17 protein-coding genes are annotated in these 23525 nt (G+C 33.2%); 8 read left to right on the top strand and 9 right to left on the bottom strand.

The features are described from left to right. Positions 1-260: 260 nt before the first annotated feature. Entirely contained in the window at positions 261-995 is a 735-nt protein-coding gene (locus AC6CHH_RS02305; protein WP_498279312.1) for an SIMPL domain-containing protein, read from the top strand. 4 nt (positions 996-999) lie between these two features. On the opposite strand, the gene AC6CHH_RS02310 is transcribed toward AC6CHH_RS02305, so the two are convergent. The 3 genes from AC6CHH_RS02310 to AC6CHH_RS02320 form a co-directional block, all read right to left on the bottom strand. Continuing rightward, a complete protein-coding gene (locus tag AC6CHH_RS02310; protein ID WP_498279314.1) occupies positions 1000-3084 on the bottom strand; it encodes a TonB-dependent receptor in 2085 nt (694 codons plus the stop codon). Positions 3085-3124: 40 nt separating this feature from the next. Beyond that, on the bottom strand, positions 3125-4414 hold the full coding sequence (locus tag AC6CHH_RS02315; protein WP_498279316.1) for a BamA/TamA family outer membrane protein: 1290 nt from the start codon (positions 4412-4414) through the stop codon (positions 3125-3127). Positions 4415-4483: 69 nt separating this feature from the next. Further along, complete coding sequence (locus AC6CHH_RS02320) at positions 4484-5362, bottom strand: 1-aminocyclopropane-1-carboxylate deaminase/D-cysteine desulfhydrase (RefSeq protein ID WP_498279318.1); 879 nt, start codon at positions 5360-5362, stop codon at positions 4484-4486. A 45-nt stretch (positions 5363-5407) separates the two neighbouring features. On the opposite strand from AC6CHH_RS02320, the gene AC6CHH_RS02325 reads away from it, so the two are divergent. Beyond that, positions 5408-6448, top strand: a complete 1041-nt coding sequence (locus tag AC6CHH_RS02325; RefSeq protein ID WP_498279320.1) for an RluA family pseudouridine synthase — start codon at positions 5408-5410, stop codon at positions 6446-6448. 15 nt (positions 6449-6463) lie between these two features. Continuing rightward, on the top strand, positions 6464-7324 hold the full coding sequence (locus AC6CHH_RS02330) for an aminotransferase class IV (protein ID WP_498279322.1): 861 nt from the start codon (positions 6464-6466) through the stop codon (positions 7322-7324). 106 nt (positions 7325-7430) lie between these two features. Here AC6CHH_RS02330 and AC6CHH_RS02335 read toward each other — a convergent pair whose 3' ends face one another. Beyond that, positions 7431-8021, bottom strand: coding sequence for a YceI family protein (locus AC6CHH_RS02335; protein ID WP_498279324.1), 591 nt, complete (start codon positions 8019-8021; stop codon positions 7431-7433). Positions 8022-8303: 282 nt separating this feature from the next. On the opposite strand from AC6CHH_RS02335, the gene AC6CHH_RS02340 reads away from it, so the two are divergent. After that, on the top strand, positions 8304-9968 hold the full coding sequence (locus tag AC6CHH_RS02340; RefSeq protein WP_498279326.1) for an ABC1 kinase family protein: 1665 nt from the start codon (positions 8304-8306) through the stop codon (positions 9966-9968). Positions 9969-10051: 83 nt separating this feature from the next. Here the strand turns inward: AC6CHH_RS02340 and AC6CHH_RS02345 are convergent, their stop codons facing one another. Beyond that, positions 10052-10954 (bottom strand): DUF3078 domain-containing protein, encoded by a 903-nt coding sequence (locus AC6CHH_RS02345; RefSeq protein WP_498279328.1) that lies wholly within the window; start codon positions 10952-10954, stop codon positions 10052-10054. A gap of 330 nt (positions 10955-11284) precedes the next feature. On the opposite strand from AC6CHH_RS02345, the gene AC6CHH_RS02350 reads away from it, so the two are divergent. The 4 genes from AC6CHH_RS02350 (at position 11285) to AC6CHH_RS02365 (ending at position 15372) form a co-directional block, all read left to right on the top strand. Further along, positions 11285-12214, top strand: a complete 930-nt coding sequence (locus tag AC6CHH_RS02350; protein ID WP_498279330.1) for a DUF5106 domain-containing protein — start codon at positions 11285-11287, stop codon at positions 12212-12214. Positions 12215-12321: 107 nt separating this feature from the next. Further along, positions 12322-13530, top strand: a complete 1209-nt coding sequence (locus AC6CHH_RS02355; protein ID WP_498279332.1) for an MFS transporter — start codon at positions 12322-12324, stop codon at positions 13528-13530. 200 nt (positions 13531-13730) lie between these two features. After that, positions 13731-14834, top strand: coding sequence for a helix-turn-helix domain-containing protein (locus tag AC6CHH_RS02360; RefSeq protein ID WP_498279334.1), 1104 nt, complete (start codon positions 13731-13733; stop codon positions 14832-14834). 181 nt (positions 14835-15015) lie between these two features. Next, on the top strand, positions 15016-15372 hold the full coding sequence (locus AC6CHH_RS02365; protein ID WP_498279336.1) for a hypothetical protein: 357 nt from the start codon (positions 15016-15018) through the stop codon (positions 15370-15372). An 84-nt stretch (positions 15373-15456) separates the two neighbouring features. Here AC6CHH_RS02365 and AC6CHH_RS02370 read toward each other — a convergent pair whose 3' ends face one another. The 4 genes from AC6CHH_RS02370 to AC6CHH_RS02385 form a co-directional block, all read right to left on the bottom strand. Beyond that, entirely contained in the window at positions 15457-17307 is a 1851-nt protein-coding gene (locus tag AC6CHH_RS02370) for a glycoside hydrolase family 2 protein (RefSeq protein ID WP_498279338.1), read from the bottom strand. Between the two features lie 165 nt (positions 17308-17472). Next, positions 17473-18147, bottom strand: a complete 675-nt coding sequence (locus AC6CHH_RS02375; protein ID WP_498279340.1) for a DUF3823 domain-containing protein — start codon at positions 18145-18147, stop codon at positions 17473-17475. Between the two features lie 135 nt (positions 18148-18282). Beyond that, positions 18283-20100, bottom strand: a complete 1818-nt coding sequence (locus tag AC6CHH_RS02380) for a RagB/SusD family nutrient uptake outer membrane protein (protein WP_498279342.1) — start codon at positions 20098-20100, stop codon at positions 18283-18285. Positions 20101-20102: 2 nt separating this feature from the next. After that, positions 20103-23273 (bottom strand): SusC/RagA family TonB-linked outer membrane protein, encoded by a 3171-nt coding sequence (locus tag AC6CHH_RS02385; protein WP_498279344.1) that lies wholly within the window; start codon positions 23271-23273, stop codon positions 20103-20105. Positions 23274-23525: the final 252 nt, after the last annotated feature.

Genomic DNA, 23525 nt, shown 5'->3' on the forward strand with positions numbered 1-23525 from the left:
TTCAAGTTAAATATAACAATTTTCGTGTAAACGAGATCGCTATTCGAAATAGTATTAAAAACAGTATTTGTTTTACGAATAATTTCAGCGAGCACTTAGTCATTCAGCCGTTAAACGAAGTATGGTTTAAAGGTTTATCTCATTTTTAACACGATAATTAGTTATTCTCAGAAATAAAGAAGTATTTTTTAACCAAAGAAGGAATAGTGACTCAGTTCCTCTCATAAAAAGATGTAAATGGGTTTCTTTAAGTCAATTTTATGAAAAATTCAGGAATAGTTATAAGTTTAGTTGCCGGTGTATCTTTTGTGATTTTCGCTTGTATTTTTGCCAATGCATATAAGTATAAATATAAAAACGCGAATACTATTGAAGTTACTGGAAATGCCAAAACGGATTTTGAATCCGATATTGTGAAATGGTCAGCTTCTTACAGTCGTAAATCCATGAATTTAAGTGAAGCATCTGAACAGCTCAGAACGGACCGAAACCTAGTAAAGGAATTTTTATTAGGCCAAGGAATTAAAGAGAGTGAAATTTTGTTTGACGCGGTTAATATAAATCGGGATTTCTCTTACCACACTGACGGCAACGGCAATTCTTATAATACGTTCACAGGATATAGCCTTTCTCAAAAAGTAAGTGTTGAATCGAAGGATTTAAATAAAATTGATAATGCTTCAAGGGAAATTTCTACCTTAATCTCAAAGGGAATTGAATTAAGTTCGGCAGCCCCTAATTATTATTATTCTGCTTTAGAAGATCTAAAATTAAAGTTAATTTCTCAGGCTTCTAAAAATGCGCGTTTAAGGGCTGAAAATATTTCTTCAGAGGCGGGCTCTACTTTGGGTCCATTAATAAAAGCTGATTTGGGTATTTTTCAAATTACAGGTCAAAATGATAACGAAGAATTTTCTTATGGTGGTGCATTTAATACTACCTCAAGAAGTAAATCAGCCAATATTACAGTGAAAGCTAGTTATCTGAGTAGATAAGCAATTAATAAATAAATTTTACCCCTAAGTAATAATTCCTTGGTGAGGAGGCATTGAAAAATCTATTGCCCATTGCATTTATGTCATTCCCTAGACTGTATTTTTCATTTAAAATATTATCAGCGCCTATAAATAGCTTTAATTTGTGCCTTTTTGTGAATGGTGTTAGCCAAGATATTTTAGCTTGCAATAAATGGTATTTATCTGAATAAAAGGTATTTGCATCGTTTAAAGGGATGTTTGAGGTGAAGTTATGTGAAATATTTAAATCAAGGCCATTTGACAATTCAAACCAGAGTGTATTAACCCATATCCATTTTGGGATTGAAGTTACCCTGTTATTGCTAAAATCTTGATCGTCGATTTTATACTTTTTAAATTTATAATCCTGATAAGTCAAATTACTAGACAAGATTAAATTTTGTACAAGATTTCCAGTATTATTTGAAATTAATTGCGATAATAGACTGCCTTCAATCCCTTTTTGACTAATTATTCCTGCATTTACAAAAAATTCATTCCCAGCTTCATTCAATTGTCTTACAATTCCATCCTTTAAGTTATAGCGATATGTGGAAAGATCTGCAATAAATGCTCTATTTTTACTCTCCATGCGAATTCCCAATTCATAGTTTGTCCCTGTTTCTGGTTTTAAACCTTCGTTTATTTGATTGTCTGAAGAACGTATTTCAGAAATTGTTGGTGTTGAATAACCTTTTGAAACGGATCCCCTAATAGCTAAATTTTGGTCAATGAGATACGAGATACCAAACCTAGGCATCCAAGTACTATTCAAAGATATTTTTCCATTTGCGAAATTTTCAGTGGGTTGTTTTCTTTCGTATTGAAATTCATTGAAGTTTAAGCCGATTGACCCCTCAGCATTTAATCTTTCAAATAATCGAATTTTTGTTCTATAAAAATAAAAATGTTGTCCATTTTTCAACTTGTCATCATCAGTTAAATCTCCGATCAGTCCAAAATTATTTTCATGATTTTTAACATGATACCAACCTTTTTGACCTTCAGCTCCCAACTGAATTTCCCACGTTAGATCGGTGTTTTTTAAGTTCTCATACGAAAGATACGTTCTAAAACCGAGATTATTTTCCTTTCTGGTCTCATAATTTGTCACAAACGGATTTTCAAAATCTGTATTGGAGCCAAAAATGGAGATTACATGTTTTAAATACGTGTTGATTTGGTATTCGTTTATTAATCCTCCAAGAAATGTTTTGTTGTAGATTGCCGCTTGTTGATCTTGAGCACTTGGAAATGGCCCCCCAGCTGGCCTTGCTTGTTCTGGATCTTGATCATATTGCGCCTGAGTCAAACCACCTGGGGTCTGATATCCTAAATCAGAATATAAGGCAATTATCTTTAAATGGCCTTTATGGTTATACTTCCATTGATGGGAGGTCTGAAAAAATTTTTTATCAAGCGCGGAATTTTGACGGTATCCGTCTGATCTTAGATAAGCTTGGTTAAATGAGAAGGAATACTTTTGATTAACAGTGTGCTCGAAATTTAATTGTTCATGAAAAAGTCCATATGAACCAGCAGATATCATCAAGGATTTATTGGAAATAGAGTTGCTGGCTCCACTTGGATTGATCCTGATGATACCACCAGAATTTGGACCAAATAACGAACCGTCAGGCCCTTTAATAATTTGAATGTTATTAATTCCTACAGGGTCAAGTAAATTTAAATAGGTATTTCCACTGGCATCGGTTAGAGGAATTTCATCGATATAAATTTTCGTATTTCTTATTCCAAATGGAGATCGGATCATACTGCCTCTTAAGGCTATTCTATAGCTTCCTGGAGATCTCTCTTCCATTCGCACTCCAGGACTAGTGTTAATAGCTGAAACCAGACTACTAGGACTTTGGGCCTCTAATGTTTTCTTTGTTATTATTCTAGCAGAGCTAGTAAAATCCAATAGTTTTTGTGAATTAAAATGCGCTCTTATTTCTACGGGTTCTATTTCGGTTTGGGTGGTGTCATCGGTTAAATTCTGTGCGGCAGATTGACTACTAATGAAACTCAAGATGATGAAAACTAGATGGCAAGGTTTTTTGAACATACTTGTGAGCTATATGCTGTTTGTGTTTATTTATAACTATTTAAAAGGCTTCGTTTAGACCAAGGAATAAACCATGTTGGTTAAATCTACCGAATGCGTAATCTATGCATAAATTTGTACGTGTTGCTTTATTAAATAGAACTCGTAATCCCGCACCTGCAGCTGGTTGCCAGGTTTGAAATAATTTGGTGCCCATTTGATCGTTTGCTGTTTGGATATTTGCAAAAACGACACCGCTTAAAAATTGGTTTCTTAGTATGGGATACCGATACTCTATTTCTGAATAAAAATAAGATTTTCCTTTAAAATATCCCATCGTATACCCCCTTCCACTTCTTGCATAAGGATCTTTTCCTGTTCCAGGAAGATCGATATATGGTAAATTTCCATTTAAATTGATGGAGGTGAAATTCCAAAATGCAAATACATGATTTGGTCTATTTTCTGATAATTGCCAATATTTTCGTAAATCTGTTTGTAGTTGATAAGCATTTTGATCACTACCCAACCAAGATTGATTCATGCGCAAAACTAGATCAAAATACATTCCCTTATATGCACTATTGGGATTATCTCTGTTCATGTATTGCATATTAATCATTAATCCATTATTATTGACTTTGGTTGATTTGAAATTATTCCATCGGCTGTAAATTTCATTTGGGGACATATTCTCTTCACTTCCAATGGTACTTAAGTCTCTTTTTAACTCGAAAAATGCACCTACTCCGATAAATGCACCAGGAAATAATTGTTTATAAATCCTTTCACTAAAACTATAAGCCATGAATTTATTGACAAATCTTTTTCGGCTTGGGTTTCCTATTATTTCTTCTTCTTGAGTTGGATCCTCTAGACTTCCCCCGATTCCCAATCCGTAATCTAATCCAACCGCTTTTGCGACCATTGCAGTTCCTTTAACATTCCAACTATTTCCTGGAGTATAAATGTCATGGAATATATAGCCAACAATAATCCCTCGAGTGGTTGCACTCAAGGCTGCAGCTCCAACGGACATTGCTGTATTTGGTTTATTTCCCAAAACTAATCCACCGACGGCCTTTATTCCCATTTGTGCCCCAATTGATGGATTGTAATTTAAATTTGGAAGATAGGTGATGGGGGATCGCTTTTTGGTTGATTTTTTAGCATTCTTACGTTTAAATGGGTTAATATCTTTGAATGCATCAACAATATCATATAATTGAGTAGGTGATTTTGTAGTATCCAATTGATCCTTCGTGCTGATTGTGTCTTGAAGTTGCAGTTGGGCATTACTTCTTGTTGTCAAAAACAATACGAAAGTAATTAATATAAAATAGCGAAACATATTCTGTAAATATAAAGAATAGATTGAAATAAAATATGTAGCATACAGTGTTTGATCTGTTAAAATCTATTATTTTAAATAACCCAAAAGACCTGTTAAACCTCCTGAATGAATAATTAGAATTTTACTCCCTTTTTTGAAATAATCTTTTTTTAGAAGGTCAAATACCCCATAGAAGAGTTTTCCGGTATAAGTAGGCTCAATCATAATCCCTGTATGACTAACAAATTCTTGAATAAATTCATTGAGTTCAGGTTTAGTTTTAGCATATCCTCCAAAATGGTACGATGTATGAACTGTGATCTTATTTTCAGAAATATCCCATTTTTTAAAATCTTCTGATAGAAAATCCCCGCCCTTAAGTACAGGAATACTGTGAACTTGGGTGGCTAAGTCGTGTTTTTCTATTCCTTTTTGAATTCCAGCTACCGTGGTTCCTGTACCCGAGGCACAAAATATGTAATCGTATTGCTGATTAAGCTCATCTATGATTTCAGAACAACCAAGAATACCCAATTCAGAACGACCACCTTCATCAATAAATAAAGCTTCTGTATTACTGAAATTTTTATCAAAAATTTCCTGTTTATTCCGATAGGACTGCCTATCTATGAAACTTAACTGCATTCCAAACAATTTGCACATGCTTAATACAGGATTGGAAATTTCTTCTCCACGGACATATCCAAATGAATTAAACCCAAATGTAGCCGCTGCGGCAGCAGTAGCTAGCAAATGATTTGACCAAGATCCGCCAAAAGTTACCAGGTTTTTAATGCCATTCTCTTTTGCCCATTGCATTGGATTTTTAAGCTTTCTCCATTTATTACCTGAAATAAAAGGATGAATTTTATCATCTCTTTTTACAAATATCTGTACTTTTTTAGAGGCTAAATTTGAGTCTTTAATTTCTTCCTCTGGGCTGAAAAATGAAAACGAAAGTGACATCGTGTAAAGATATACTTTTTAGTATTTAAATGCTACTTTTGTAAAATGGTAGATTACGTGGATAACCAGCAGGACGATGAAGATGAGCAAGAAATGTTCGAACACTTGCGTATTGTTACGGATAAAGGACAGGCCTTACTTCGTATAGATAAATTCTTGATGAATCGAGTTGAAAACACTTCAAGAAATCGAATTCAAAATGCAATAGATGCTGGAAATGTTAAAGTTAATGATAAAGAAATCAAGGCTAGTTATAAAATAAAGCCATTTGATATAATTACAGTTGTTTTTCCTGATCCCCCACGAGATACCGAAGTCTATCCGGAGGATATTCCCTTGAACATACATTATGAAGATGATGACGTTTTATTAGTTAATAAGGAAGCAGGAATGGTGGTGCACCCCGGATTCAATAATTACACTGGAACCTTAGTAAATGCCTTAACTTTTCATTTTAACCAATTACCTATTTTACCAGGAAATACGGGTCGTCCTGGTTTAGTACATCGAATAGATAAGGATACCACTGGGCTACTTGTTATTGCAAAAAATGAATGGGCAATGACAGCATTGGCTAAACAATTCTTTGAACATAGTATACGAAGAAAGTATGTTGCTTTGGTTTGGGGTGACATACTGGAAGATGGAACGGTGTCAGGTTATATTGGAAGAAACCCTCGTGATAGACGAATAATGGATATGTTTGAAGATCCTGAACGAGGAAAGTGGTCTGTTACGCATTATAAAGTGATAGAAAGATTAGGTTATGTTACCTTGATAGAATGTGAATTGGAAACAGGACGTACCCATCAAATCCGTGCTCATATGAAATCCATTGGCCATCCGTTATTCAACGATGAATCTTATGGGGGAAATAAGATATTAAAGGGGACTTCTTTTACAAAATATAAACAATTTGTAATGAACGCTTTTTCGATTTTGCCAAGACAAGCTTTACACGCTAAAGTTTTAGGCTTTATTCATCCAAAAACTAAAGAATATTTGAACTTTGAGGTACCATTGCCTGAAGATTTCCGTTTAGCATTGGAGAAATGGAGAAATTATAGTACAAATATTCAACAATAGATTATAAAGATATATATGCCAACTCATTATATTAATTTTAATGGTACTGTTGTACCCGAAGATCTGGACATTCTGACTGCTGATAATCGAGCATTTAGATATGGTGATGGAATTTTTGAAACTATGTTGTGGAAAGACGGAGATATCCGCTTTTTAGATCTTCATATCAAGCGTTTACAAGAAAGTCTTTTAATGCTTCATTTTGATGATATAGAATTTTTTGATTCCTATTTTGTTAGAAACAAGGTAGAGGAATTATTACGCAAAAACAACATGTTAGGTCAAGTATCTAAAGTGCGGTTGATTGTTTATCGTTCTGGATCTGGCCTTTATAGTCCCGTATCTAATAAACCAGTATTTATTATCCAGGTAGATAGGAAACAGGAAAGTTTAAGAAACAAAAAGACAGGTTTAATTATTGATGTGTATTCAGAATATAAAAAACCTTATAGCGAGCTTTCTAAATTAAAGTCTAACAATGCTTTAATTTACGTAATGGCAGGATTATATCAAAAGAAAAACGCATTCGACGAAGTCTTGATACTAAATCAAGCGGGGAATTTATGCGAGGCTTTGACATCTAATATCTTCATACTGTATGAAAAAATATTATATACACCTGCTATAACGGAGGGTTGCATTTCTGGAGTTATGCGACAAGTTGTAATGGATATAGCAAAAGAAGAAGGTATTGAAGTCGTTGAAGCAGAAATTAAACCAGAAATTCTAAAAGTTGCAGATGAGATATTTTGCACGAATGCTATTGAAGGTATTCAGTGGGTTATGGGATATAAACACAAACGGTATTTTAATAAGATTTCACGAATTTTCCAAGAAAGGTTATCAAATTTTAGTTATCTATCTGAGGAATCCTAACTGTTTGTTCTGCAAGAGTAAAATTGAAATTAAAACATAAAAGGACCTTATCAATTTTTAATTTGATAAGGTCCTTTTATTTATAAAATCTTTAAAAAAAATATTGTTATAATTTCACAACCTCAACATTAACGACAATCTTAATATCAGGGGCGACCGCAGGAACTCCAGTTGGTAAATTATCATTGTATTTTATATTATAATCGAACCTGTTGATGGATGTACTGGCAGTAAAACCTGCACGTGTTTTTCCCCACGGATCTATGATTATCCCATTATTTTGCACTACTTTGAAGGTAACTGATTTCGTAACATCTCTAATGGTTAAATCCCCTATAAGTATAAATTTACCTTTTCCAGATTTTTTCAGCGTTGCATTTTTCAGCGTCATTTTTGGAAATTTTTCGGCATTGAAAAAATCATCGCTTTTTAGATGATTATCTCTAGCTTCAACTCTTGTATCAATGCTATTTACATCTATTTCGAATTTTATATTTGCCTTATCAAAGCTTGTTGAATCTTTTGTTTCAATTTCCCCTGATAATTTAGTGAATTGGCCGTCTACAAAAGCAATTCCTAAATGTTGAACTTCAAATCTAGCATTACTATGGGCTGGATCTGCAGACCATTTAATTTGTGCAAATGACATGTTACATATCAATAACATGGATGCGATGATTCCTAAAATTTTTTTCATGATGAATTTATTTACTTTTATCTAATTAACTGATGCAAAATTGATTTTAATATTGGTATTATTCCTTGATGTATGTTAATTAATACGGAAAATTCATATTTTGTTTTTCTTTGAAAATAATATTAAGAATAAATATGAATGATCTTCGTATTTATAAGTAAAACAAATAGATCTTTATTAATATTAACTTTACTTCTAAAGGGAGTTATATGAGTCTCTCTTTTATGGTGAGGTGATAGTAGATTGAGTTTTGTTTTGTAATGATATAATTTCAGATACAATATGGCACACGTAAGCGGTTTTCAAAAAATTAAAAGAGTAGGACAGATCCTTAAAACATTGTCAAAATATGGATTTGATGAAATTATTTCACGTTCTAATTTGGACCGTATTCTACCTGATAGTTTTCTGCTTTGGAATAATCATGCACGTAAAATCTTTGAAGATGACTTCAATGTTCGCATCCGATTAGCTCTAGAAGAGCTTGGTCCAACGTTTATAAAGCTCGGTCAATTACTTAGTAACCGTCCTGATATCATTCCAAAAGATTTACAAGAGGAACTTGTTAAACTTCAGGATGACGTTTTGGTAGAACATATTGATATTAAAAAAAGGATAGAAACCGAGTTCGACTTTATTCTGGAAGATCACTTCATATCTCTAGACAAGCATCCATTAGCATCAGCCTCTATTGCCCAAGTTTACAAGGCAAAGTTGAAAAATGGTGAGGATGTTATTTTAAAGGTAAAGAGATTGGATCTTGATGAAGTAATAAGAGCAGATTTAGATTTTATAAAAGATTTAATAAAATTATTACAACGGAAATATGAAGTTATTTCTAAAATGAATCTCTACCAAATTGCTTTATCTTTTGAGAGTTCATTGTTGGGCGAACTTTCCTTTACTAATGAAATAAATAATATTGAACGCTTTAGAAGAAATTTTGAGAACAATAACACAGTCTATGTTCCTAAGGTTTATAGAAAATATTGTTCTGATTCCGTTATATGTATGCAGTACATTGATGGAATTAAGGTAAATAATTTGGAAGGTTTTAAACTTCTTGGATTATATCCAAAATCGGTTTTACAAAACGTATTGGACCTGTATTTGGAGCAAGTATTAATGCATGGTTTCTTCCATGCTGATCCGCATCCCGGAAATGTTTTTGTCAATAAACGCGGTCAAATTGTTTTTATTGATTTTGGCTCCATGGGTTTTATGATCCCTCAAGATAGAAAAATTATTGAATCTATGGTAGTGGATTTCCTAGCTAATGATGCAAAGGGATTAATTAAGTGCATCAAAAAATTATCTATAGTCCATCATATTGAAGATGAGAGAAGATTGGAACGGGATGTGTATGAGATATTTGAACTTATTAAATTGAACGCTCTCGATGATATTGATATATCGGTTATGTTACAAAAGCTGAACATTATCCTTCAAGGGAATCATATATTACTTCCTGATTTTGTATATATATTATTAAGAGGGGTGTCTATTTTGGAGGGGACCGGAAGACAATTAGACGCCGAATTAAATATTCCAGAAAGTATTAGCCCATTTGCACATCGGATTGCTAAGGACAAATTTTCCGCTGATTATATTTTTGGACAAATAATGGAGAAAGCTAAAGTTGCAAAAGATGTCCTTACGGATCTTCCAGACGACTTGTTGGATATACTGGAAAAAGTAAAAAATGATAAAGTCGTGTTGAATCATAAGATGCATGATTTTGATAATTTGCAACTTATCTTGCATCGAATGGGAAATAAATTTTTACTTTCTATTTTGGCAATGACTTTTGGTGTAGGAGCAAGTATACTCGCTCATGGAAGGGTGGGATATTTAATTTTAGGAATACCAATATTGTCTTGGTTTGGCTTTATTATGAGCTTTTTCTTATGTTTTGCTTTATTGAACCATCTTTACAAGAGTAAATGAAGATTATTTGTCTGTTCGTAAAAATAAAAAAGCGAAAGATTAATTTATCTTTCGCTTTTTAGAAATATAGAAGTAAACACTATTTAGAATTTATAAGTCAAACCTGCACCCAAGACTTGTCGAACTTGCAAACCAGGGCTGCTTCTACCATCGCTCTTTGGAACATTAATATTGTCATCATAAATTAATTGTGCTGAAGCATTTACGGTGATAAATTTATTGACTTGCATAGCTAAGTTTGCAGTGTAATCAGCATCTATATTTTGAGGATCTTCTAGATAGTTTGAATAAAGTTTTAATATGTTTTCGAGCGCGATATTTTCCATTATACCTAGTTTGTAATAAGCATCTAATGAAGCTCCAAATTCATTTCTAGAGAATTTATCAATATCAACAGAATACCTACTTCTTAAGCTCTCAGCGCCTACCATAATAAATCGAGCAGCGGCAGGAGAGAAATTAATTTTAAAATTGTCAGATTCTTTATAAGCAATACCAGGACCAAAGCTTAAATATGCAGGGGCGAATGGAGCAGATATCTTAGTTTTAGCGTCAGTTGAAGAATCATATTCATAGCCATTTGCGAACTGTGTATTAAAGTTTAGAAAAAAGGTGTATAACCACTTCTCTGAAGCTTGATATCCTAATAAACTACTAATCGCAAATCTATCATCATTTTTTCTCCAATCGGTTTCTTTTTGAAAGGTTTGGCCGTATGCCGCAATTACCTTGTTGTCCCAAATCCATTTATCTTTTTTATAATTAAAATCATAATTAAAAATTAAGTTACCGGCCATTGAATTGACTCCTCCTGCTGACCAGTTTGAAAAAGAACTTTGATTAATTAAAAAGGTGTTTTCTCCGGATATTTTCCAATTTTTAGTAGTATCGGAAATTGGATTTTCTGTCTCTGGATTGCCTTGAGCATTTGCCTGTAAGCACAATAAGAACATACCTGTGTAAAATACTAATTTTAATACCTTCATTGCTTAAATAATGTGAGTTTAAATAAATATAGTTTTAAGTTGATCTTGCTAAAATATAAATTCTTTAATTAATCATTAAACAAACTCAGCTCATCTTAGTTTTGTTCTGAATCGATAAAATAATCATTCGGATTAAAAACAAGCTTCAAACTTGTTTAATGTTGATTGTTAAATTTTAGTATTAATTTAATTGTTTTAAGACGGTAATTGCTTTTGTAACTTTTCAGCTTGCAGTTTGGTTTAATTTGAGGTTAATTTGACATAAATTGTTATTTTTACCGAAAAATCAATCCAACGTTGTTTTTTAAAAATACTTTAGATTTTCAATACATGAATATTAAAAGACTTTTGTTAATTCAATCAGTGGTGTTTCTGTGTATGATAACATCCTGTCAAGAGGGTGAAAAGGTCTCATCAACCCCTGGGACTGTCGATTCAGTATTTCAAATTCCTGTTGCCCCTTCACATCTTACCTCGAAATCAGATAAAATAAACTATGTTTTTGAGCATTATTGGGATCAATTTGAATTTAACGATACAAGTAAAGTATTCAATCCAAATTACGGTGAACAAGCCATCGTTGATTATATTGGGTATTTTCCAGTAGTCCCATTAGATATGGTAGATAAAGGGGTAAAAACGTTATTTGATCGGGTGAGCAAAGAGCCAAACATTTTTTTATATTTTAAGAATGTTTTTGATAATTATTTGTCAAATCCAAATTCTCCAAGTCGTAGCGATTTATTTTACGAACCCATAGTTGAATACATGATTAGCTCTAGATTGGTAGATGAAAATGAAAAAACAAAATTCGAAACATTACTTCCAATCATTAAGAAAAATAAACCAGGAACTCTCGCTGCTGATTTTAATTTTTTAAATTCCAATGGAAAAACTATGAACCTTCATTCTATTCAAGCACCATTTATGCTTTTGATGTTTTATGAGCCTGGTTGCAAGAACTGTGAGGAAACAATATCTATTTTAAAAAATAATGCAGGTTTCAATGATGTGATCGAAAAGGGTGGCTTAGCTGTTTTAGCAGTTTATCCCGATGGAAATCAACAAATTTGGGAGGACTATTCTCCGAATATACCGAGTAATTGGATTAATGGTATTGATCCTGATCAGCGTATTATTTTAAAAGGTATTTATCAAATTAAAGCTACCCCGACAATTTACTTACTCGACAAACAGAAAAAAGTAGTACTTAAAGATACTGACATTAATCAAATAGGTCAATTCTTTCAAAACCTTTAATTAATAGTTTTCAAAACCTCTGTCTATTTTACAAAGATTTTTGACAGATGTTTTCTTCGGATTTAATTGACCTTATAAGTCATCATAATTTGCTATTCCATCAGTAAATGTTAAAAAAAACTTTAATATACGATCAAACGAAGACAGCCTATCCAATACTTTTGGCAATTTGTCTTGCCCATTTATCGAATGACTTAATTCAAGCCATTATTCCTGCATCATATCCTTTGCTGAAGGAGAATTTTGATTTGAACTTTACACAAATTGGCGTTATTACACTTTGTTTTCAACTTGCATCCTCTTTATTGCAACCGGTAATTGGAGCATTTACCGATAAGTATCCACAACCATATTCTCAGTTAATTGGAATGTCCTTTAGTTTTTTAGGAATCATTGCTTTAGCACTGGCAAGTAATTATTTTTCTGTGCTATTTTCAGTTACAATGGTCGGTATAGGTTCATCAATATTTCATCCCGAAAGCTCAAGGGTTGCATTTTTATCTTCTGGGGGAAGACGAAGCTTGGCGCAATCTATTTTTCAAATTGGCGGTAACTTGGGAACAGCATTAAGTCCTCTTTTATTTGCTTGGTTTGTTTTGCCCCGAAGTCAGAAATACATTTTATGGTTTTTATTAGTTGTTGTAATTGCTCAGTTTATTCTGGCTTATATTGCAGTTTGGTACAAACAGGTTTTAGAGTCTATCAAGAAACAAAAGTTGAAAGAAATTAAAATACCTGATTTAACGAATAATCAATTAATTATTTCAGTAGGAATTCTTTTGTTACTTATTTTTTCTAAGTATGTATATATAGCGAGTATTACGAGCTATTTACAATTTTACATGATTCAAAAATTTAACATTTCTGAACTTGGTGCTCAACTCTATTTATTTTATTTTTTAATTACTATTGCTCTAGGTACACTATTTGGAGGTTTATTAGGAGATATTGTAGGAAGGAAACTCATAATTTGGTTTTCAGTATTAGGATGTGCGCCCTTTACCATTTTACTTCCCTATGCAGATCCTTTTTGGTCTGCTATTTTAATTTCAATAATTGGATTAATTATGGCCTCCGCATTTCCATCTATCTTAGTGTATGCTCAAGAACTTTTACCAAAAAAAATCGGAATGGTTTCTGGTCTGTTTTATGGCTTCGCATTTGGAATGGGAGGGGTAGGAGCTGCCTTATTAGGTTGGTGGGCTGATCATAGCTCATTAAATAATATTTATATTTTTTGTTCCTATTTGCCTCTAATTGGTATTATAACTTATTTCTTACCCAACTTACAAAAGGTCAAATATAAAACCAAGTGATAAATATTTTAATAGTGTTTATTTGATTAATCTGAAAAACACTTTATATCCTGTTAAATTACTTAGCTTATTATTCGTTTGTTGCATTTTTTTTGATTCATTATTGACTCTTCAATAATGAACTGAAATTATATTTAAAGGAAATAAACATACAATAAATTTGTTTAAGTTTGGCAGGATAGTTCATAACCAAATGCAAAATGGAAATCAATTTAATTCTTTCATCTTTGATCAGTGGTGGGTTGGTGCTTTTATCATTTCTCAAAATAAGTCAAGTTTCTGATGTTAATAGAAAAGGCAATTTATATTTTGGAATATTTGCGTTCTTGTGGTCTACATTTTGGTTGGATGAACTAGTTATTGCTGATAAACACTCTATAGATGGATTTTATTATATTGGTTTAAAATTTATACAATTTTTAACGCCATTGATTTTTTTTATCAGCACATTATTCTATACAAATCCTGAATTTAGAATAAAATTATCAGATGTTCGCTATCTGGTTATTCCTATACTATTTTTAAATCTGTTATTCTTAAAACCTTTTCTTGAATCGAATGCCTTCCTAATAATTTATTTAATATTTTTCTTGGGTCATGCGGTATTGTATACCATACTTGCCTATATTAGGGTAATTAGACATCAAAAAGATATTGAGCTTTTTTCATCGGAAAAAGAATCCATTGACTTAAACTGGATTAAATATATAATTTATTCATTTTTTGGTTCTTCATTATTATTGATTTTATTGAATTTATTTGGTCCTATTAAATCGTTAAATGTCTATTTAAATCTATTTTTTCTAATTGTGGTTTATTTTGTTTCCTACTATTCCATAAAACAGAAGGAGATTTATCCAAAGGGATTGGATATTGAAGATACCTTGAGAAAGAATACTAAGGAGATTACCAACATTTCGCCAAGCAAAGTTAAATTGATGAATGAAGATGAAATGAGAGGAATAATGGAGTTGTTATTAAATCTGATGGAGACTGAAGAACCCTATTTGGATGCGGAACTTAATTTAGTTAAGCTTTCAGACAGATTGGAAATTTCAAGCCACCAATTATCTTATGTTTTAAATAATGGATTTAATGAAAATTTTTTCAATTTCATAAACAGATATCGAGTAAATAAAGCGAAAAATTTGCTAGTTAATCCTAAATATGAATATTTTACCATTGTGGCGATTGGTTTTGAAGCAGGTTTTAACTCAAAGACAGCCTTTAACACAACTTTTAAAAAGATGACGTCATTTACTCCTTCTGAATATAAAAGCAATTGGTCGCAATCAGCTTCGTAAATGCCCTTATGATTTCATGCTTACTTCATATTTTATATGTTCTACTTTATGAATGAGAACTTCTAACATGCTGTATATTAGATTGTTTTTGCTTTTTTAATATACATGTTCGTAACTATAAACCTGAGCACTTTTTATTTTCGACTAAACTAATTTTACGGCTTGACTAAAGTAATAGAGTATGTTGTATCATTTGAAAAGTCCTAAGGAGGGAATTTGTTTAAAGAATTCGATTAACGGTTCGTTGAATGAACTATGGAAAATGCTGACCGAATATTCCCATATTAAATCTTGGGAAACGGATTTAGAAATGTTTAAGGAAGTTTACGTTATCAAGGAGTATTATCAAGTTGTCCATTGGGATTTGATTAACGATATTGATATTAGATACACTTTAAGACAACATGTAAATCAAATTATTTGCGAGGTTGATGTAATAAGTCATTCGATATTACCAAATTTTAAAACTCTACAACATTATATTATGGTGACTCAACATAGAATTAAACATCTAATTGAGAGGATGGAACGGGTTTAAATAGATTTCAATTAAAACAAAACCATCTAAACTTTTAGTTTAGATGGTTTTAAAAAATTACTAATTATGATTTAGTAAGAAAAACTATTTTACTAAATTTTTATCAAATAGTTTTTGATGAATCTCTTTTAATTCATTAGCTGGTATTTTAATTACTTTTCTATCATAAGTCATTAACCCGTTTGTTTCAATTTCAACGTCAGTGGTTTGGGTATATACTGCACCGGAAAGTCCTAATGGTATTAATTTGCTTAAATCTGAGACAACTTCCTGATATCTTTTCTTTAAATCTTGCGCATTTTTAAACGACTGGTACCCCCAGTTGTCTTTTTGTTGCCAGGTGTGTCCTTCTACTGGTAATCCTAAACCACCATATTCTCCCAGGACTAAAATATATTTATCTCCGAATAATTCAGCTCTTGGCATTGATGCATCAGGATAATTGTGTATATCAAATATATGACCAGGCTCAATGAAATTTCCTCCTGAAGCTCCATTAACTAACCTTGATGGATCATTTTGAATTGTCCAATTAACAATTTCTTTGGTTTTAAATTGACCCCAAGCTTCATTGAAAGGCACCCATACAACAATACTAGGAAAATTGTGCAGAGTTGACATAATGTTTTTCCATTCTTTTCTATAGATAGCCTCTGATTCTGCGGAACGAACTTTATCTTGATTCTGTGATCTCATTTTTCCAGGGTTCATTTCCCAAGAGTTTCCTCCTAAATCGCCGCTAGGCATATCTTGCCAAACTAACATACCTAAGCTATCACAGTGTCTGTACCAACGAGCTGGCTCAACTTTAATATGTTTTCTAATCATATTAAAACCCATTTCTTTGGTTTTAATGATGTCAAACATCAAGGCCTCATCAGAGGGAGCTGTATGTAAACCATCTGGCCACCATCCTTGATCCAAGGGTCCATAATGGAATACGAACTCATCATTTAAGTACATTCTTTGAATTCCTTGGCTGTCTTTCTTCATACTAATTTTCCGCATAGCAAAATATGATCTTGCTTCATCAATGACCTTACCCTTACGCAGAAGTTTTACTTTTAAGTCGTAAAGTTTTGGACTATCTGGACTCCATAATTGAGGGTTTTGAAGTTTTAGATTACCTTGTTCACCAGCAGAAACACTAATTTCAGCAATTTTTTGCTCTCCGTCATAAGCCTCAGCTACAAAAATGTCGCCCTCTTTGATTCCTTCAATATTCGCTGATATTTTCAAACTTGAGTTGTCAACATCGGGCGTTTGTTTTGTGCTCTGAATAAAAGTTTGCGGTACGCTCTCCAACCAAACCGTTTGCCAAATACCGGAGACAGGCGTATACCAAATACCATGAGGATTATTGATCTGCTTTCCCCTAGGCTGAGGTCCATCACTGGTAGGATCCCATACACGTATTGCTATATCTTGTTTGCTGCCCTTTTTTAACGCAGCGCTGATATCAAAATGAAAGGGATCAAATCCTCCTTGGTGTTTTCCTACGTGTTTACCGTTGACATAAACATCACATTCCCAATCAACAGCACCAAAATGTAAAAGTACTTTTCCTTTATTAACGTTTTTGTCAATGCTAATCTGATTTTGATACCATAATGCATCATCCTTAGTCAATGGTTTTCCAACTCCAGACAAAGCAGATTCTATTGCAAATGGGACTAATATATCACCATCCCAGTTACTCGGGATTTCTGCTTGACCCTTTTGGGTAACCTTATATTTCCATAGCCCATTTAAATTTTGCCAATTGTTATTTCTTACTAATTGTGGTCTAGGATATTCGCGATGCGCATTTTCTGGAGTAACTTCCTCTGCCCATGACGTCTTAATTTTATCACCAACAGGTTTCCAGGTTTGGGCATTCCCAACGGAAAAAGATGCAGCGAGAATACATGTAATCGCAATTGTTTTTTTCATCATATTTTCTATTATTATTTAGTTTTGGTTTAGAATGTTTGTCTAAATTAACCGATTTAAAAAAACATTTCATAATTATTTTAAAATTGTAATAAGGTTTAAGTTTTATAATGCCTTAAATTTACAATAAGAATTTAAATCAACTTACATTTTTAGGGTATATATCTATTATTTTACCTGAAATGGATTTGGATCATATACGGCCTCCGTTATTCCTACTATTTTTACGGCAACTCTGGCAAAAATTGTATTATTATTTTCTAGTTCAGGGCCAATATCCATACTAATAGTTGTAAGACCATCTTGTATTTCTGTGCTTTTACTTTGTTTAATATGATACCCTTGATCAACAAATTTTGTATTATTGATCAATAGACCAATCTCTTGAATTTCTTTACTTTGGTCAATTTGATCAACTTGTATTGTTGCCGTTAGGGTTGATCCATTGATTTGATAGTTTACGGATTTCATTTCATAATACACATCAACAGGGAAATCAATGGCTGTATTCCCCTTTACATGTATAGCTAAGGTGTCCGTTTTATGCATCCATGGTCCATTTCCAGGGACAGTAATTAGTTTATAGTCTCCATCAAATAGTTTTGAAGAGAAGGAACCATCTTGACTTACGAATACATCAATCGGAGTCTTAAGAGGGTAGTTACTTTGCCATAGTTGCAACCGAACAGAATTATTTGAACCTCTTACACCAACAGGATTGCCATTGTAGGTGATTTTCCCTTTAAGGGTGGAGGAAGGGGCATCGTAATTATCCTTCCCACATGAAAGAATCAGTGTAGTCATGATAACGATAAAATAGGATGCAATTGATAGTTTTTTCATAAAAATGGCTCTTTGAAGCCCACAGTTGATCAAACTGCGGGAGGAATTGAGCTAATTCCCTCTTTGGTTAATACTTTAATATTATTCATTCCTTTAAATAAACAAATCATAAATTGTTTTATACACTGAATTCATTTATTGGTAAGGGTTACGAACCAATTTCGGATTTTTATCTAGCCATGCTTGATCCATAAAATTATAATAATTTTGAAATCTAAAATATCTTGGAAACATGGTATGGCTTGCTTTTCGTTTTTCAAATACCCATTTGCCATGATTTTCACTTCCTGGAGCATGAATTTTATAAGGAAATAGTACATAATGCGTAGAATTTGGGTCATTTTGCTGTCCATTCCACACTAAATGTGCAATTCTCCATCGTTTTAAATCCCAATATCTATGGTCTTCAAAAGCTAATTCAACTCTTCTCTCTTGAATGATATCTTCCAAACTTATTGTTGTTAAATTTTGAATTCCAGCACGTTCCCTTAATTGATTTACGAAACCAGCAACTTCAATTTGAGATTTGTTAAGTTCCAATGAAGACTCAGCTGCTATTAAAATTATTTCTGCCAATCTAAAACGAACAAACCACATATCACTTCCTCTACCTCTAGTTGAGGCATCTCTATTTTCTTCGACAAATTTCCTGAGATTAAATCCAGTTTTGTTTACAAATTGATCATTTGATGTTGTTGGTCCATCCATACTTGTAATCAATCCGTAGGGAGATTCTGAATTTCCCGGTTCTGAAGTTTTTATTTTCCAATTACCACCTTCAAGATAACGAACACCTGCTTGATAAGTAATTGTTGTACCTAAAAAGTCTGCTCCTGAGTAAATAACCGTTCCATAAAGCCTTGGATCTTTATTTAAAAATAAGTCTTCAGGTTTATCATAATAAATAAAATCGCCATTTGCATTTTTTAACTTTAATGCCCCATTCCTGTTGTTTATGTATTCAAAATCTTCAACCAAGTTTAAAACCGGGGTCATAATATTAGCATCAATATCGCCACGAACAGATGATGCAATTACATTGTTTGTAAACATATGGGTTTGGCCAGGATATTTATAATCTCTTGCCCATATCACTTCTGTACTGGACTTATTACTGACGGCTTCATAAAAATTTCTTCCTTTGTCAGCATTCTTATTATAAAGCGAATATGGACTATTGTTTAAAATTTCTTTTGAAGTTTCGTAAGCAATGGTATAATAATTTTGAGCTTGATCTGCTGGTATTCCGACTTCTCCTCCCGGAGTTTTTACTTCAGGGGTTTTATAATTGTATTTTGCAATGGAGCCGGCATACAACGCAGCTCTGGCTTTTAATGACAATGCGGTCCATTTATTAGCTCGTGCTGAATTAATAGTTTTATCTGGATTTAATTTTTCACTGATTTCCGTACATTCTTGTATGATATAATCATAGGTTTCTTTTTCAGTTGATCTAGGAAATTGCAAATTATTTGCATCCTGACCGGCATTGAATTCAAATACCTCATCATTAATGATAGGAACACCTCCTAAGCCGCGAGCCATGTTAAAATAGGTCCACGCTCTTAAAAATCGTGCCTCACCTTCAAAATTGTCTTTAGTCTCCTGATCCAGTTTAGATCCTTTTATACCTTGTAAGAATAGATTGAGGTCTCTGATTAAATTATAATCATACACTCTCCAAAGGTCATCATTATAATTTTGCATATTATTTGGTCCGCCAGAGGAATAACCAGCTTCATCTAATAGCGTAAATGATCCGGTGTTGCCAATGTGTTGTCCCCAGCTAACACGCCCATAATAATTGGCCAATACCGAAATAATCATTTTCTCATCTGAATAAACTTGATCATCGATTAAGATTGATTCAGATTCACGATCAAGAAACTTGGAACATGAAACGCTTGATAATATCATCAACGCTGATAGTATAATTAATTTAAATTTTTTCATGATTAAAATGTAATATTTAAACCCAGGTTTATAACTCTGTTTGTAGGATATTGTATTCCTGATTCTGCATCAAGCTCTGGATCAACTTGCATTTCGCCTAAGTTATCAATGCTGAAAACGTTCTGCATCATAGAGTATATTCTTATATTTTTCATACCCCAACGTTCCATCAAAGTGGAAGGCAGTGTATAACCTAGTTGTAAATTGCGAAGCTTTACATAAGTTACATTCATGACCCAAAAATCACTGTGCCAATAATTACTATGGTTTTGGTTGCCTCTTATTAAAGTGGGAAACTTGCCCGGAATTAATTCGCTATCCGGATTGGTGATATCACTTAACATCCATTGATTTTCCATATAATATGCGGCATTGTTTCCTCCATCGTGAAATGGAAGCATACCTTCATAATTTGCACGATAAGACGCAAAAGAAGCTCCAGTAAAATCTGCTGCAATGTCAAATCCTTTATATCCGACCCCGAGATTTAATGCAAAATTTACATAAGGTAGACCCCCTTGTCTGTAACCAATTGGTCGTTGGTCAAGGTCATTAATAACTTTGTCACCATTGATGTCATTGTATTTGATGTCTCCTGGACGAAGTGAAGTATTACCCTGTCTATCATTATCTACGTCGTAATTCTGAATCTCTTGCCATGATTGGAACTGTCCAATTGATTCATATCCCCAGTTTAAGAATGCAAATCTATTCTGGATCGAATTTCTATATTCGTTGTATGAATTTCCAAATCTGGGTTTATACTGTTGACCATCAATTTGTCTTGCATAAGTGAAATTACCTCCAATATTATACTTAAAATCTGAAATGGAACTGCTCCACATCACATGACCATCCACCCCTCGATTTATATCTGAATTCAAGTTTTCAAATGGCAATTCAAAACCAACTTCTTGAGGAATTAAAATGTCATATCTAGATGCAGGTAGTCCTGTTCTTTTTCTATTAAAATAATCCAGAGATCCGGTTAGTTGACCATTTAAAGTAGCAAAGTCTAAACCTAAATTAAAGCTGTTGGCTCTTATCCAGGATAAATCTTTAACGGGTAATCCTCTAGGTTGGGCACCAACAACATAATCGCCATTAATTGCAGACCCACCATTTTTATATGTATAGCCAGGCATAAAACCGAAGGCATAGTATCTCCAGTCATCCAAATTGTCGTCTCCCAATACCCCGTATGATCCTCTAATTTTTAAATCCTGGAAGATATTTTTTAAAGATGAATTCGTCCAAAAGCCTTCTTTTGAAACTCTCCAACCAGCCGATATAGATGGGAAAAATCCCCATCTATTATTTTCTGGAAATTTCCAGGAACCGTCATATCGTGCAGCTACTTCAAGTAAATATTTCTCTCCATAATCATAATTTATGCGTCCTGCAAATCCTGCTCTGGCTTGAGTTTCATTACCGAAATCATCAAATTGATCCATAGTCTGAAAGTACATTAAACGTAAAGCATTAGATGCTGGCCTATCGTGTGCCCAAAATCTTGGTTGATCTCTTTGAATAGCTTCCGCAGCGAATACTGCATTAAAATTATGATCATTGAAACTCCTAATATAGTTTAACGTACCTTGATAACTTAATTCCTCAACTTGGCGGATGTCTCGCTCTCTCCAAGGGTTATCCATACTAAATATCACTGGATAAGTATCAGTTGGCTCATCATAATCATACAGCTTATAGGTATATTCCTGATTATCCATCCATCGATTTGCCAAGTAATATCCCACTAAACCAGTTAGTTTTAAATGCTCAGTGATTTTATATTCAGCATTAAAATTTAACTGCATTACTCGCCAGGCATCCTTGAATTCTCCTGAAAGTTCATAATTTAACATTCCAAAGTTTACCTCAGTATTAGCGGCTGTTCTAGCAGGGTATAAGGGGTTGTCATTTGCAAAAGGTCTAGCTGTTGGAAGATTTCTGTAAATTGCAAATAAGGCTTGCCAGGTATCATCTGCTCCAGGAACGCCGGGTTGTCTACGTTTTTCAATTCGACCGTTTAAATTACCACCAATCTTTAAGCGTTTAGATACATTTGCTTCTAGATTCATTTGGACGTTGGTTCTGTTAAAACCTCCATAATTCCGAATGATTGATTGTTGGTCCAAGTGGCCAGCACTCAAATAGTAGTTAATTTTCTCTGAACCACCTGAAACGCTTCCAGAGACATATTTTTGTGGGCTTGTCTGTAAGATATAATCATACCAGTCAAATGGTCTATACGCTTTTTCAGTTCCAACTTCCCATTTTTCTAAATCTTCTAACGTATATTGTGGTTCTGGGGTTCCCAATATGGCGTCAGATTGAATATAACTTTTAATGTAAGTGCCAACACTAGCAGGTTCAGGAAATCTAAACATACTTTGCCAACCATAGTAAGAATTGATGTTAAATTCATTGTTATCCCCCCGTTTTCCTTTTTTAGTTGTAACCACGATTACACCATTAGCTGCCCGAACTCCATATATAGCAGCTGAAGCATCTTTAAGAACCGATATGTTTTCTATGTCATTGAAATCCAAATTATTGAATTGGCCTTCGTCTTTTTGGACGCCATCAATAACATAAAGGGGAGTACCCATATTCCGGATGTTGATCCTGGTTGAAGCACCAGGTCTTCCATCTGGCATACGACTATTAACACCAGCAATTTTACCCACAATTGCACCTGATGTGGTCGCGGCGACCGATCTTGCAAGATCTTTTGATCCTACACTTGAAATTGCTCCAGTAACCGATTCTTTTTTTTGAGTACCATATCCTACTACGACGATTTCTTCTAGGTTATCATCTGTGGGATTAAGTATAATATTCATGATTTCTTGTTGAACTGGTAACTCCTTTGATTCATACCCAAATGACCTTATTATTAATATTTCATTTGCGGATTGAACCATAATACTAAAATTACCTAGGTCATCTGTGGTGGTACCAACAGATGAGTCTGATTTAGTTTGAATCGTTACCCCAACCAGAGGTTCACCACGTTCACTTTTTACGGTTCCTTTTATTTCTAGTTGAGTTTGGAGGTTCGTATTGTAAATGGGAAAGTCAGCAAATCCTGTGATTGGAATTAGCGCTGAAGAAATGCTAAATAGCAATAAATAGCGAATGTGCATGGAGTTTAAGAGTCTTTTTTTCATATGTATTGTGTTAAAAAAACCTCCTTTTCATAATTAGGGGGCAGAATCTGATTAGATTCCTTCTGGTTTATAAATAAATCTTTGAATAACGTACTGGTTGATTTTAATGGTATTTTATGATTAAAATAAAATGTTTTTGTTAAAGAATAGAGTTTAGTTAAACCTTTTAGTTTCTTAAAAATATAAGTACATATATTAAATAAGGTTTTCAATTTCATAATGAAAGATAGTTGCCCAATCATATAGGCATGG

It is taken from the genome of Sphingobacterium sp. GQ94 (assembly GCF_059758715.1).